Origin of the sequence: Niastella vici, from assembly GCF_002077945.1 — a bacterium.
Classification (GTDB): domain Bacteria; phylum Bacteroidota; class Bacteroidia; order Chitinophagales; family Chitinophagaceae; genus Niastella; species Niastella vici.
Window position 1 is genome coordinate 21,189 of the sequence record NZ_LVYD01000056.1, and the last position, 14,860, is coordinate 36,048.

General features: G+C 43.2%; 11 protein-coding genes and 1 tRNA gene. 5 read left to right on the forward strand and 7 right to left on the reverse strand.

The genetic code is table 11. The features are described 5' to 3' along the window. Window positions 1–34: 34 nt before the first annotated feature. A complete protein-coding gene (locus A3860_RS42305; RefSeq protein ID WP_143774234.1) occupies window positions 35–145 on the reverse strand; it encodes a T9SS type A sorting domain-containing protein in 111 nt (36 codons plus the stop codon). Window positions 146–396: 251 nt separating this feature from the next. Between A3860_RS42305 and A3860_RS23155 the strand changes: the two genes are divergently transcribed. After that, complete coding sequence (locus tag A3860_RS23155) at window positions 397–771, forward strand: hypothetical protein (protein ID WP_081150443.1); 375 nt, start codon at window positions 397–399, stop codon at window positions 769–771. 121 nt (window positions 772–892) lie between these two features. On the opposite strand, the gene A3860_RS23160 is transcribed toward A3860_RS23155, so the two are convergent. Then, window positions 893–3,907, reverse strand: a complete 3,015-nt coding sequence (locus tag A3860_RS23160; RefSeq protein ID WP_216823492.1) for a TolB family protein — start codon at window positions 3,905–3,907, stop codon at window positions 893–895. 813 nt (window positions 3,908–4,720) lie between these two features. Here A3860_RS23160 and A3860_RS23165 point away from each other — a divergent pair. The 3 genes from A3860_RS23165 to A3860_RS23175 all read left to right on the forward strand — a co-directional run bounded on the left by A3860_RS23165 (window position 4,721) and on the right by A3860_RS23175 (window position 6,886). After that, entirely contained in the window at window positions 4,721–5,791 is a 1,071-nt protein-coding gene (locus A3860_RS23165) for a methyltransferase (protein WP_081150446.1), read from the forward strand. A gap of 336 nt (window positions 5,792–6,127) precedes the next feature. Beyond that, window positions 6,128–6,430: a hypothetical protein gene (locus A3860_RS23170; RefSeq protein ID WP_081150448.1), complete on the forward strand. Its 303-nt coding sequence runs from the start codon at window positions 6,128–6,130 to the stop codon at window positions 6,428–6,430. 15 nt (window positions 6,431–6,445) lie between these two features. Then, on the forward strand, window positions 6,446–6,886 hold the full coding sequence (locus A3860_RS23175; RefSeq protein WP_081150450.1) for a hypothetical protein: 441 nt from the start codon (window positions 6,446–6,448) through the stop codon (window positions 6,884–6,886). Between the two features lie 79 nt (window positions 6,887–6,965). Here the strand turns inward: A3860_RS23175 and A3860_RS23180 are convergent. Continuing rightward, window positions 6,966–7,038 (reverse strand) — tRNA-Lys (locus tag A3860_RS23180). Between the two features lie 289 nt (window positions 7,039–7,327). Continuing rightward, complete coding sequence (locus A3860_RS23185; protein WP_081150452.1) at window positions 7,328–7,705, reverse strand: winged helix-turn-helix transcriptional regulator; 378 nt, start codon at window positions 7,703–7,705, stop codon at window positions 7,328–7,330. Between the two features lie 107 nt (window positions 7,706–7,812). Here A3860_RS23185 and A3860_RS23190 point away from each other — a divergent pair, with 107 nt between their 5' ends. Beyond that, the gene (locus A3860_RS23190; protein ID WP_081150454.1) at window positions 7,813–8,646 is read left to right on the forward strand and encodes an MBL fold metallo-hydrolase; all 834 of its coding nucleotides are present in this window, start codon (window positions 7,813–7,815) and stop codon (window positions 8,644–8,646) included. Window positions 8,647–8,722: 76 nt separating this feature from the next. On the opposite strand, the gene A3860_RS23195 is transcribed toward A3860_RS23190, so the two are convergent. From A3860_RS23195 to A3860_RS23205, 3 genes are all read right to left on the reverse strand, one after another. Further along, window positions 8,723–9,550 carry an MBL fold metallo-hydrolase gene (locus A3860_RS23195; protein ID WP_081150456.1) on the reverse strand — a complete coding sequence of 276 codons (828 nt, stop codon included), beginning with the start codon at window positions 9,548–9,550 and terminating at the stop codon, window positions 8,723–8,725. Between the two features lie 378 nt (window positions 9,551–9,928). Further along, complete coding sequence (locus tag A3860_RS23200; protein ID WP_081150457.1) at window positions 9,929–12,868, reverse strand: M16 family metallopeptidase; 2,940 nt, start codon at window positions 12,866–12,868, stop codon at window positions 9,929–9,931. A gap of 290 nt (window positions 12,869–13,158) precedes the next feature. Further along, window positions 13,159–14,682 carry a hypothetical protein gene (locus tag A3860_RS23205; RefSeq protein ID WP_081150459.1) on the reverse strand — a complete coding sequence of 508 codons (1,524 nt, stop codon included), beginning with the start codon at window positions 14,680–14,682 and terminating at the stop codon, window positions 13,159–13,161. Between the last annotated feature and the right edge of the window lie 178 nt (window positions 14,683–14,860).

Here is a 14,860-nt window from a genome sequence, read left to right on the forward strand (position 1 = left end):
TCCCAGCCACCCTTTACATCGAATTGGTGAATAGTTACAACTTGATGATCTGTTTGGTTATATGTTGTTTACCGCCAACAATTTTAACCAGGTAAACCCCTGCAGGACCCGAAGAACCTGAAAAACGCTTATCATCAGTTATGATACGATACCAGCATTACTCCGCGCCAGCCCAATACGCCCGTATATAAAGCCGATATTATTGCAACAGGCTGGTATAATATTGACCGGGCTGTATACGAATCAACGGCTAGCCGTACAACGCTCAATGTTACTGATTCTACAACCGGCAAAACCGCCACGTTCAAATACCAACCGGTTACATTCCAAATAAATAAACAGGAGCAGTTCGACCATCTGTATGTTTACTTGCTTCCTGATAAACTCAACAGCTTTATGCGACTGACTAACAACAATGGAAAATACACCGAACAACTGAACGAGCTGATACAATATAAAATGATATGTATTGCTTATAAAGGGGAGCAGGTATTCTTTTACTCACAAGCCGTAATTGAAGCTAAGGTGTATACGGCTATTGAATTATCACCAATTGACCGACAAGAGTTAAAGCAACAATTAAACCGCGCAGGAATAGGCCATCAGGGAACCGACCTGCAAAAAGACCTTGAATTTTACCAATTCATGAATAAGGATGCCCAAAGGCAGCAACATTACCAGGACTTGCGGGAGTTAAGGATGAAAACAGCAAATGTATTATTTAGCTGCAAAGAAGGTATATCCTGCTGTTATTTTGTTCCGGCCAAGTAGAGGGTATATAACAGTAAGGTTCAATTTCCATTTACCAAAAATATCAACAGCGAGGTTGCTGCTATTCAACAGCTTCTGCCCGGGCGGCTTTATCTACTCAGGCTCCTGATCTTTTTTATACTCAGAAAACGGGCAACTTTATAATAGCCTGATGATGCAGCGAATGATCCTGTGCCAGGTAAGTACTGCGGATGCCGGCCTCGAAAGGAATCAGGAAACGCATAAAATTTACATCTGCCATGAATTCCATTCCTACATTAGTATAGCGGCGCAGATGCCCGTCAACCAGGTCATTATACAAAGATTTTCCGACAGCCCATTCGGAAAACACATCCAGTTTCAGCCGCTGAAAATAGAGGAAGCCATTCAATACAGACAAATCAGGATAACACAGTGGTAGTTTATAGTCAATTGAATAGATCTGCAAATGATGGAACAACTGGTCTCTCACATTCCGCACAAATAAAAAGCGGTTTTCGAAATGATAATTACTGCTATCATCACGTTGCAGGCAGGCCCTGAGCGTTGCAGCATGATGTTTGAAGAAGCCGGGTAGATACACGTTTATATTTACCGCAGTTTGCGAAGCGTTGAAAAAACTATGGAAAGGTGCGTTCCGGAAACTGTAGGCGGTGATGACGCCTGCCCTTGGCCCCACATCCCGGATACTTTGCCGCAGCCGCCATTCAAATGATATATCATGTTGAAGAGAAAAAAAATTCCCAAAGTATTCACGTTTATATTGATTTTCATCAGGCTGGTGCACCAGTTTGTTAAAAGAGTTGTATACAACCTGTGATTTCAGAACCAGATTCCGGATATACGCACCGCTTGAAAAATTGAGCGGCAAGGCTGTCCCGAAATTAAAATTCCTGAATGCGATGAGATCGTAATAAACGGAATACGCCAAACCGGCCCCGGCTTCTCCCTTTGAAAAAATGGCCTTTCGCTTTCCATCGGTATAAGAAATAAAAAATTCCGGATAAAAACCATTATAACTCAGCTTCGCATATTTCCCCCACTGTTTTTCATTGTTGTCATAACTAAACCCCGCTTCCAGTAACGTTGTGCTTAACATATCCTGCGATTTAACGCCGATGTTCAACAACCGGGGCAGATTGGACAGGGGCTCAGCACCCCAGCTGTAAATATTAATGGCATGTTTAAGTTTGTTATACCGAGCAGAAGGGTACACCGAATCGGGAATGCGGGATAATATATTGCCTGCTTCCTGCTGCGCAAATCTTTTATAATACTCTACTTTGTTCGCGGAATTCTCCGCAGTATCTATCTTTTCCCATGTATTTACATCTATGGGTATGGTAGCGATACGAAATCCGTCGGGCATAAAATCCTGAAAGCAGAGCGTTGTATTATCGGGAGAAACACAGGCATTAAAAGCCCCGTATTTTCTGTTTGTTACCCGGTATTGCTGACCTGTAATGGTATCAATGGCATAAATGTTATCGGTACCTGATCGCGGAGAATTGAACAATACGTAATTCTTATAATCCGCCGGGGCGGAAATATTTTCCGGAACAGAAGGCAGCACTGTTGAAACAGTTCCGGTTTCGAGGTTTACTTTCACAATACTTTTTGATCCCGCTTCTGCTATTATCAGCAGAATATTTTTGCCATCACTGGTAAAATGTGGCTGAAGCAATTGCAGGTTTTCGGGGTTGGGAAATTTTCTGATCAGTGCACCGGTATTCCCATCCATCAATACAAGAAAATATTTGCAGGCAGTAGTGTATTCAATGGCAGCAATAAGTGTTCCATTCGGTGAAAAACAGGGGGCATGCAGGCGGCTGCGGTGAGTGAGCTGTTTTTGTTTATTGGTTTTTACATCCAGCGTTTTTACTACGGTATAGTTGCGGGCGCCCCACCGCGGATCGTAAGAATATTCTGTCCATACTACTTTGTTACCGGCACAGCTCATTATGCCATTATCATCCAGCACACCCGACATGCAGATCCTTTTTTCTTTGCCGTCATTCGTGAGCAATACAAAAGCCGACTGATCTACGATGCTTGACTTGTAGGCAAGAAAGCTTCCGGTTTCCAATCCTGCTTTTTGCGCTACAATGCTGCCGTCTGACAGGTATTGCGGAAATTTATAATTGGAAAATACCTTTTCCTTCGGCTGATGAAAATATGTTACCGGTGTTTCTTTAACGTTGCTTACCTGTTGCCCCCACAGGTCTTTCAGTTCTTCTGTCATGGCAACATAGGCTTGATTGGCGTTAAGCCCGGTGATTTTTTTCATGCTGTTCGAAAAACAAAAAGGCAGGGGTGGCGTTCGGTAAGTGCGGTCGAGGATTTTTTCCCATACATCGGCACCATAATGATTTTTGACGTAAGTGGTCATCAGGTAACCGAGCAAATAATGATTTGGAATCGCATTTTTCATTGAGCCGCAGGAGGCTTTGATGTAAGAGAAAGCACCCCGGGAAAGCAACTGGGTACGAAATGTTAAATCAAATGCAGGAATGCGGCCTCTGCCGCCGTAGCCTAAAACGGATTCTATTCCCACGGCATCACCTTCCCAAAACCACCAGGGATTGGTAAGCCCCTGCATAACAGATGTTCCGGAGTTACCAAATAAATAAAAGATGTATTTTCCCCAGCCCTGTATGGTGTGATCCATCTGCACTACATGCCGGTACTCATGCAGCGATAACTCATCAAACCAGTTGTTCATCCCCATATTTTGTGGGTTTTGGGGAGGAGTGGAAAAAAATTCGGCCCTCCTTCCTTCTGATGTCACAAAGGCATTGTTATCTGTTGTCTGGTTTTGTAGTACTATGGGTATTTTCCTGGGCAGTACGTTTAAAGATTTGGCCACGTCGCGGTAAGCATTCATCATAGCATTGGCTGTTCGCTGTGCTACCGAATCCATTTCTTCCGGATAGATAATACGAAAATGAGGTGTCTGGATCTGCCGCCATTTCAGCTTCCAGGGCGATTGGCCTGGCGACTCGATGATTTGTGCCCGAAGTACGAAGGGGTAGAACCAAAATACAAGAAAAGTGTATTTCAAAAGCATACCTGAACAAAAATAATTGAATTTACCAATCGCAACAATGGTAATCACTAAGGCATAAATGCTATAAGCAATGCCTGAAGGTATATTCAAATCCTGAATTACTTCTTTAAAATTGTAGCAAAGGGGAAAACAGCATAAAACAAAAAACCTCTCAAAAAGAGAGGCTTTTAAAGCTGTGTCCCTGAGAATTGAAAACTCGAACCTTTTGCTGCTTGATTTGGTGAAATTGGGTGCATTTTTTGAAGCAATTGGGTGCAAATCGCAACAAAAAAAGTTCGTGGTGAATTTTGGGGTTGAGGCCGGACTATCCGCAGCAATACTTTTGGCTTGTGGTTATAATTCCCGGTTTCCGGTAACGGGGCGATTTGAGCTCATGTAAAAAAGGTGAAAGAGCTGCCCACTAACGTCAACGCACTCCAACAAAGGATTTACCAATAAAAAAACCAGCTTTTGCAAGCTGGTTCTGTTTTGTGTACCTTAAGTTACAGATTTCGAACTTTTTTCTGTCGGATTTGAAGCTCTTGGCCAATATGATTGCTTAAGCTGGGTTGCGTATTTCATTGATAATCAAACATGTTCAAACTTACTGTATTTTGTCTTTTGGCCTCCTTATCTGACCGAAAAAACGTCTGCCAGCAACCATTGAAAGAAAAGTAGTCTTACCAAACCGTAAAAAAGAAAATTTTTCGTGTGCCAGGACACACGTATATCACAACCGCCTTCGGCCTACACTTCAGCAAATATGCTGCTGCACCTGGCAGCTTTTGTTAGGTTAAAGAAATGAAGTGTTTTATAACAGAACACAAACATGTTGAAGAAAAATTTTTATTGATAGAAGTTTGTAACGATAGTTTTAACTTTATACAAATACATCATTTATTCTTCACCTAACAATCAACGATTATGCCGGCAGAAGCAATACCCGAAAAAAAAGTTGTGGAGACTCTCAATCCTTCCAAAATCATGCAAGTGGGCATGGGCTACTGGGCATCGAAAGTAGTGCTAACCGCCGTAAAGTTTGAGCTGTTCACTTTGCTGGCAAATGAACCTTCATCGGGCAAGAAAATTAAAGAAAAACTTGGCATGCATTGTTCCGACCGCCATGTGTATGATTTCTTAGACGCCTTGGTATCGTTGGGATTTTTGCAGCGTAAAGGTTTATTAGATGATGCAATCTATTCCAATGCCGAAGACACAGATTTGTTCCTTGATAAAAAGAAGCCCTCTTACATGGGCGGCATCCTGGAAATGGCAAACAATCGCCTATATAAATTCTGGGGCGATTTGGATGAAGGATTAAAAACAGGGCTGCCACAAAACGAAGGCAAAGGCAAAGGCCGTGGCAACATGGAATTTTTTACCGAACTATATAAAGACGAAATTAGGCTAAAAGAGTTTGTTGATGCCATGACCAGCATACAAATCGGCAACTTCACTGCATTGGCAAACAAATTGGATTTCAGCAAGTACAATACGTTGTTTGATGTGGGGGGCGCCGACGGATGGCTGAGCATTCAAATTTGTTTGAAACATCCCAACATTCAATGCACCACGTTTGACTTGCCTCCTGTTGAGCCGCTGGCAAAAAATAGAATTGCATATTTCAATTTATCCAATCGCATTAATGTAGTAAGTGGTGATTTTTTGAAAGATGACTTTCAAAAAGCCGATGTGATTACCATGGGAAATATTTTGCATGGGGTAGATGAAGAAACCAAACAAAAGTTAATCAACAAAGCATATCAAGCTCTGAACGATGGTGGTGCATTGGTAGCCATTGAAAACATTATTGACAATGAACGGCGCCAAAACACCTTCGGTCTGCTTATGAGTTTAAATATGCTGATTGAAAACGGCGATGCTTTTGATTATACCCTGAGCGATTTTGAGCGCTGGACAAATGCCGCCGGTTTCAAACGCACAGAACTTATTTCCCTGGCGGGACCAACCAATGCAGCGGTTGCATACAAGTAATTTACGAAGTTGGTTTCTATAATCATACCGTATTGAGCCGCATAGTTATAAAACAACTCATACTCCCGTTTCTTCTGTGTATAAGAGCTTCCATGCAATCCTGTACTTGTAAATTTTGTATGACCATTATTGTGTTGATACAATCTTCTGCCCGCATCAATGCAAGCCCCTATAATACTTATACAATTTTTCCGAATATAGAGGGATAATAAATTTACTGAATAAATGATATAAATCATATAATCTTATTCACTTAATCACATTTTAACTTTTATATGTCCAATATACCCAAACAGTTTAAGGGTAGGATTAATTAATATACTAACTATAACCTATATGAATAGACTGTACTTGTCTTGTGTGGCCCTCTTACTTTGCAAAGGTGCCGCTGCGCAACAGCGAACTGACACCATTAAATGCTACGTTCAGGTGATGATCCCCGCCGATGGCGCGTTAGGCATCAGCAAACAGATAGAGAACAACCAGGTGTATATGAATGGCGGGATGTTGATCTACACGAAAGCCTATGCGATAATGGAGGGCGGGAAGTATGTGAAGTTTCTCAGCCCTCGCAGGAAAGAATTAAAAGATATTTGGACCCCGGACGACAAGCCGGTGATTATGAAAAAGGATTGGTAAATCTAAAAACATATCATGAAATTAATAGCACTTATAACACTTGCGCTGCTTGCTTCAAATTGTTTTGCTCAGCGATATGTAATTATTGATCGAAAGCTAAAGAAGCCGCTCCGTTTGGCAGACACCATTACAAAGGCGCAAATGGATAAAGGCTTTTTTGCGGTCGAGAAACAGAATACCGATACACTGATAGCCAAATTGGAATTAATCAGGGAAAGGCTGAAACAGGTTGCCAGGGAAAAGTACGATGAAGTCAAGTGGAATGTTGGCTCTACTTTATTAACGATCCGGGTGGTTAAATGGACCTATGGGGATAGGCTCAATGTTGCGCTAAGTACCGATACCGGCAATGGCCATGACCGGGCATTCTACATAGTTGATTCCAGATATACCAACCATGATAATGCAGGGTACCTTAAAAAGTTAATCGCCTATATTGAAAAAGGGAAGTCGTAATAATGTTCCCTCGCATTCCCCCGAACTTTTATAAAACAAAAAAGCCAACTGAAGATCAATCAGTTAGCTTTTTACTATGTGTCCCCGCAGAGACTCGAACTCTGGACCCATTGATTAAGAGTCAATTGCTCTACCAACTGAGCTACGGAGACATTTTATCTAATCTCGTTTTCCGAACCCTGAACCCTCCCGACTAAAAGTCGGGATGCTCTATCAACTGAGCTACAGAGACGAAAACTTTCCTTTCGGTATATCCGGGTGGAAAGGGCTGCAAAAATAAGGAGTTAATTCATTCCCGCCAACATCCTGAGGTCGAAAAATGAACAAATTGTTATTTTAAGCTGCTGATTTGCAAGGAAAACGGAGTGTAACAGGTACATTCAGCCCGCATTTTGATGCATATCTCGCTTAAAATTCAAAAAAATGTCGGCGCTCATGGGTTTAATCGGCTACATCAATCAATTCCCCGCCGCTTTCTCCCAATCCCCTTCCCCATTTGGCAATTGCATTTAATGCAGGAATGAGTGTAGCCCCGAATTCTGTAAGTGAATATTCAACCCGCATTGGCGGTTTCTTTCCATAAACCTTTCTCACAATCAGCCCATCTTCCTCCAGCGCCCGTAATTGAATACTCAGCATTTTTTCCGTTATATCCGGAATTAACTTTTTCAGTTCCGCAAAACGGTGCGTACCATTTTTCAAATACCACAACACTACACTTTTCCACTTTCCACCAATATAATCCATGGTAATATCCATGGCGCAGTGATACACTTTTCCCTGTAGTTTATAGGCAACATTTTTCCCCTTGATGATCATAAACAGCAATTATTTTAACCTGTCAATTTTGACAGTTATTGTCTTGTAAATATACAATACTCATTTTTGCTACTGTAAAAAGTATAGTTCAAATTAAATATTTATCAATGTTGACAAAAATTCATGCATACACTTCGAAGGAACCTATGCTACAGGTGAATGCTTATATTGTAGAAACCGTTAAGGAACTTATTATCGTTGATACTACGTTAACGATGAGCGATAGTAAAGCGCTTAAACAAATGACCAACAGCCTGGACAAACCTGTTGCAGGTATTATTCTTACCCATGGTCATCCAGACCATATTGCCGGCACCTACAACATTGCTCCTGAAGGCGAGGTCCCGATCTATGCGTTATCCTCCGTAAAAAAGCTGATGGAAGAAACAGAAGCTGCCAAGCACAGCCAATGGTCTGCCCTGTTTGGCAATGAATGGATCCCCCGATGGGTTTACCCCAATCACCTGGTACGTGACGGTGAAACAGTTTCTATTGCGGGAGTAAACTTTACGGTGCTGGATATTGGCTCCGGCGGAGATTGTGATGCCAACTCCCTTTGGCTGATGGAGGATGATAATAAAGCCGCATTTATCGGTGATTTTATTTACAATAACAATCACACGTATATGAATGACGGCAGCATCCTTCGCTGGCTGGGCAATCTTGAAAAATATGCTCCCATTTTAAAAGCATTCAACACTTATTATGCAGGCCATGGCGCTCCCTGTAATTACCAGTCAATCAACAAACAGAAAGAATATTTTATTACTTATTGTGCCCAGGTATTAAAAGCAACAAACGGCACCGGTATTTTTACCGATGAAACAAAAAGCTCATTTGAGCAGGCGATGCTTTCGGCATACCCCCATTATGGCTGCCAGTTCATGGTGGCTCTTTCGGCAGACCGTATCGGAAAAGAACTCGTAAGCCAATCTCATTGACCACTGCAGAAACAAAAGGCATCAATTCTTTCGAACCGATGCCTTTTGCTTTATATATTTTACCTTACTCTGGCGGTTATTTCACCCTGATAACCCCCTCCGTTATTATCGGAAACTTCGAAAAAGTGGCGGCATCATAACCGGGCATAATGAGTTTTTCATCTGTCACCAGCATCTGCATCCTCTGCATGGCCTTTATATACCCATTGGCATCAAAACTGCTGAAAGTAGGCGCCGGCGTTACAAAATTTGAATTGTAATAGATCCATACATTATCCGAAGCAAGGGCCATATTGCCAAGGGTCGTTTTTACCAGCGCATATTGAGGCAATGAAGGTTTTCTGGAACCGGGGAACATCCTGAGCCCCGGAATGATCTCTTTGTTATACCCTTCTATCAGCGATACACGGCCGGCAGAATGCAGCTCTATCAGTTTCTTCACTTCCTTCTTATTGAACTCACCATTTGTTCCTCCCTTCTGCCAGGCAGTGGTCGTGAAATAATTGTAATCATCCTGCTGTACCCATACCTGTGCATTGGGGAACTGGTCGATGCTGTTCACATGGTCAAGATGCGGATAACTTAAAATGATATCTGTAATTTCTTCCGGGCGAATAGTAATCTTTTGCAAAGTAGAATCAGGCCGCAGATCATCGATCATATCAAAATTCTTTGCCGATTCCACACTATACAAATAACCGGCATCCATTAAAATGTTCTTGCCATTGCCTTTAATGAGCCAGATCATAAAATCAATGCTCACACTGTCTTTTTCTGTTCTTGTAGCAAGGGAATCATGCACAAAAGAGGCGTATTTCAATGCATATACTTCAACTGGAGTGGTTTGGGAAATAGCGACACACGAAATAAATAACCCTAACAGAATCAACTGGATTTTTTTCATAGTACTGATTAAATGCTATTTAAAGGGGTGGGCTCACCGCCCTGATCATACGGCGAACAAATTTACTAATTAGCAGCAATTAGTAAAAAAAGTCCCGTTTAAAGTCGGGATGATATTACAACTTATATGCCTGTTTTATTAATAAGAGGCATTGGACTTATATATTGTTCTCTTAACGTTTATTTTTTCCCCATTTTTATGTTATACCCACTGACCTTGAGTTAGTCAATGTTTAATGACATCTGCGACATTGGCAGATATTATATCGAAACAATAAGTGTCTTCTCTTAGGACAAACATAAAAAAACCGGCAGCTCAAAGCACCAGGGTGCTTCAAACTGCCGGATATAATAACTACTAATCCCGATGCCCGGGAACTTAATATCCAAACACTTCTTCCAGACTCAGCTGCTTCACTTCACCGATCGACTTCAGGTCATCGAGCTTTATTTTTTTATCTGAAGCCACTACACAATAAGTATACGGCTTGCCACTGATTTGTTCCTTATGCATTTGCTGAATGTCCTGCAATTTCAGGTTCGAGAGGGAAGCGTATTCATCCTTGCGGTAATCGCCTTTCCAGCCTTTTTGCTGGGCTTTCAGGTAAGATGCAATGATACCTTCCTTGGTAATGCGTTCCGTTTCCAGGTCTTTCTTAAAGCCGGTACGCGCCAGCTCAAAACGTTGATCCGATGCAGGCAGCTCATTCAATAACTCATTCATGCCTTTGATAGCCTCGTTCATTTTATCGGCCTGGCAACCTACATAAGCCACCATGTAGAAAGGATACTCTTTCTTTGTTGGCGTACTATAATAAGCATAAGTTGAATAGGCCAGCGCTTTTGATTCACGAATGGTCTGAAACACCACAGAACCCATACCACCACCAAAATAATTATTGAACACATTCACCACCGCTTCTTTACTGGCATCATACCCCACATCATTTCTTACCCAGGTAATTTCACTTTGTACCATTTCATAATTGGCAAACAACAACTGGTTTGATGATTGTACCGCAGGGGCAAAATTCACTTTTTCGGGATAATCAGTGAACGCAGCCGGTAAGGGATGCAATTTAGCCACAGCCGCTGTGAAGGCGCCATTTTGGAGCGGACCATAATACATAATGCGATGCTTATACTTCATGAGATCATGCAATACTTTCACCAGGTCATCGGCTTTCAACGAGTTTATCTCAGCATCAGAAAGCCCGGCATTGAACGGGTTTTTGGCGCCATACCGCGCATAGGAGATCAGGCCCTGCATAATGCTTTGCTTATCGGTTTTGGCGTTTGCGCGGGCCTTCATCAGGCGGGTCTTCAATGCTGCCAGTGCCGCTTCATCGGGTTTGCAATTGGTGAGCACTTCTTCAAACAAACCAACCGCCTTATCAAAATTCTCCTGCAAACCAATGATGGTTACTGTAGTAGCTTCATTGGTTGCGTTTATGCTGAAGTTACAGGCAATATTGTAAAACGATTTACTGATCTGTTCGGCAGAATATTTATCGGTGCTTAAGAATTGCAGGTACTGGGCAGCCAGGGGCAACAGTTTATTGTTCCAGGTACCCATATCAAACTGATAGTACAAAGAGAACAGTTCGTTCGATTTGTTCTGTACATACAATACATCGGCAATGCCCGATTTGGAAAGCGTGATGTCTTTATCGTAATCGAGCCACAGCGGTTGAATGTCTGATACAGGGATCGCTTCCATTTTCTTCAGAAAATCTGATGATTTGCCGGCATTCGTCTCTATGGGGGTGATCAGTGGCTTTTCCACTTTTGCAATGCTCTTGTCATCACCTTTTCTTTTATAGATGAGTACGTAGCTATTCTCGCCCATGTATTTGTTTACGGTAGCTACCAGTTCAGCCTTCGTTACTTTCGCCATATCATCGAGGTACGATACCTCTTTATCCCATTGCGTGCCACGGTTCTTGATAAAAGCATCCATCAATTGCTGTGCGCTGTTGGTGCTGTTATCGAGCCTTTGCAACATGCCTAATTTTTCGTTGGTAACGATTGCCTTTATCATGGATTCTTCAAACGCTCCTTTTTTCAGCAATTCCAATTGCCCCATCAGCAGGTCTTTCACTTCTTCCAGCTTTTGCCCCTGCTTGGGTGCACCCACCATCATGAAAATGCCATAGTCTTTATATTGCTGTACACCAGCCTGTGTTCCCTGCGCTTTTTGCTGTTTGTTCAGGTTCAGATCGAACAAACCGGCCTTACCATTCGATAAAATGGAAGAAGCGAGGTCAAGCACCATGGCATCGTGCGTGCTGGCAGCCGGTATGCGAAAACAAATACGCATGTTCTCGGCTGATGGTCCAAACACTTCCTTCACAACAGGTGCGGTGAAGGGTTTCTCGGAGGCAGCTTTATATTCCTGTACCGGTTTGGCTTGCATATAGGCAAATGCCTCATCAATCTTTTTGATCATTACATCGGGATCAAAATCACCCGACAATATTAAACCCATGTTATTGGGTACATAATATTTGTTGTAATAGTTCCTGATGGCTATCAGGGAAGGATTTTTCAAATGTTCAACCGTACCAATGGTTGTTTGCTGACCATAATTATGGGTTGGAAACAAACCGGCCATCATGGCTTCCTGCACTTTGGCGCCATCATTATCGAGTGTGCGGTTCTTTTCTTCATATACTGCTTCGAGCTCGGTATGGAAAAGGCGGAAGACCGGACTGCGGAAACGTTCTGCCTGTATGGTCAGGAATTTGTCGATGGCATTAGCCGGAATATCTTCTTCATAAACCGTTTCTTCAACCCAGGTATGGGCATTGGTTTTTTGTGAGCCAATATTGCTCATCATTTTATCATACTCATTGGCAATGGCAAAATGGGAAGCGACGCCTGAAATGCTGTCAATGGTTTTATAGAGCGCCTTGCGGGCTGCTACATCTTTGGTAGCACCGTATTGTTCGTACAGGCCGTCGATATTGTCTAAATAAGGTTTTTCTTTTGACCAGTCGAGCGTACCGAATTTATCGGTTCCTTTGAACAACAGGTGTTCGAGGTAATGGGCCAGCCCGGTATGATCTTTAGGATCATTGTTGCTGCCGGTACGCACGGCCATACGATACACAATGCGCGGCTCTTTGTGATTAACAGTCAAAATAACAGACAACCCGTTTTTCAGGGTATAGAACCTTGTCTGAATGGGATCATTGGTTACATATTTATAGGTGTAACCACCAGCGGATGCCTGTTTCCACTGGTACTTGTTCTGCGCAAAACTTCCGCAGGCGACCGAAAGGAGCAGTAGTAGAGCAAAAACCTTGTTTAATTGCATAATAATACGTGGTTTACTTCATTTAAACTGACCGGGCGTGCAATCATGTAGTAAAGCAGGCACTTGGGGTCAGCAGGTGAAAAAATAAGACTATCTATTAAGACGCTTGGCGGTGTGCAATGTATTAGCCGGTGACAAAAATATTTTTCCGGAAACTGTATAACTGGTTTATATCCCATACGAACGGTCATTGAAAGCAAACATTACCCAAAAAAGCGAGCAACACTACATATATTAATAAAAAACCCTCCCGATGTATCGGGAGGGCATTTTCCCTATTTGTATGGAAATTATACCAACAAGGTCAAATTGCGATGGTAGGTTGAATAGCCAACATAGCCATAGCCATTGGTTGTGCGGGCCCAGGCCTGCACAATAAAGCTGTAGGCGCATTGAACGGGCGGCCGCCAGGCTGCAGGCACCGTAGGAACGGCGAAGTTCAGCACACCGGCCCAATTGGTTCCCGGCGGAACGGCCGATTCATAGGCCTGGCTGTAAATGGCCACTGATTGGTTCTCACCATATGTTGCGCTAAAGCTCCAGGCGCGCAGATTGCCTTCGGGATCATTGGCTGTAACATTGAAACTTATGCCATCTGCTCCCGGGCCTATTTTTTCAATGGCGCAGGCCGTTACTTCCGTAGCGCCATGTTTTATACTATTGATGTTGACGTTGGGCACATTGTTATCGATATACAGCGTCAATACCTGTGGAGCAGAAGGTACCGGTGTTACGCCGTCGGCCTTAAAGAATTCTACCCTGAATTTATGCAAACCGGTATCCATGCCGTAGGTAGAGAACTGGATCAACAGGTCATCGATCGAGTATTCTGCAGCCGGGTTCACCAGCGTATATTGTTTATTGACATCGGCCGAAAATGATTCCGGCACATAGTTCGAGCCCGTCCAACGGTAATTGGTCCACGCCGATACCAATGGAAGGAAGGTAGCGCTGCCGGGTACTGCATGCAGAATGCGGTATTTATTGGCGCCAATGCCAATAAGCGCGGTAACATTTACACGATTGCCGATAAAATTCAGCACATCGCCAAAAGCGGCGTTATGCGCTTCTACATAATAACCGGGTGTAGTAGTTGCGCGACCGGTAACAGCATTCAATACAGAAGCGGAAGTAGGGATCAGGCCAACCGTACCTATGATGGCTCCCAGCAATGCCGGACTGACCGCTGGTTTGCGGGCAAAGTACAACTTCGTAAGATTGGAAAAGTTCTGGTAGAAGTTGACGGGATCATCGGCAGTAAAGGCGGGATTGGAAGAACTTACGCGGAAACCAAAATACGTATAGGGCAAACCGAATGGTGAGAACAGGCTGGCGCTTATTTCAGTTAACGCAATTTTGAATTTCCAGATGCGGTGCGGAATCGCAGATTTTGGCGAAGGGCCAAACTCAACGCGGCTCTTTGATTCGGGCGGTTCAGAAATGCCGGTCCACACGCCGGGGCCCAGGTATTTTTGGATACCCATTTTGTTGGGGAAGCCGGGGAACAGGCCATAGTTCACGTCTTTATTGGCCGAGATGCCGCGGTTCTCATCAACATCAAAGCTAAGCCAGTAATAATCGTTGGTGCCGAAGTCGTTTCCGGTATCGGCAGTAACATCGAGTACCATGTACAGGAACTTAGCATCGTTCTTGGCATATACCCAACCTTTGGGGAATTGGTATTCACCGGCCCCGTTCCAGGCGCTGTCCATAACGGAGGTGGTAGGATCGATCGGAGATTCGGTCCACTTACTGATCAACGCTGTAGCAGCGGTAAATGAGTGCGATAGGGAGATACTCTCTTCTGTTAGCATAAATGGGAGATTTGTTGGTTATTGACAATAGTGATAAAACATGACATGGCAGCTCATCATGCAACTGTTACAGTATATGGTTGGATCAATGTTCGGGAAGCAGGGTGAAGCGGATCAGGCTACAAATAAAATAAATGCCATTAACCAGAGAGAGATTACTTACGTGGATGGTACAAAG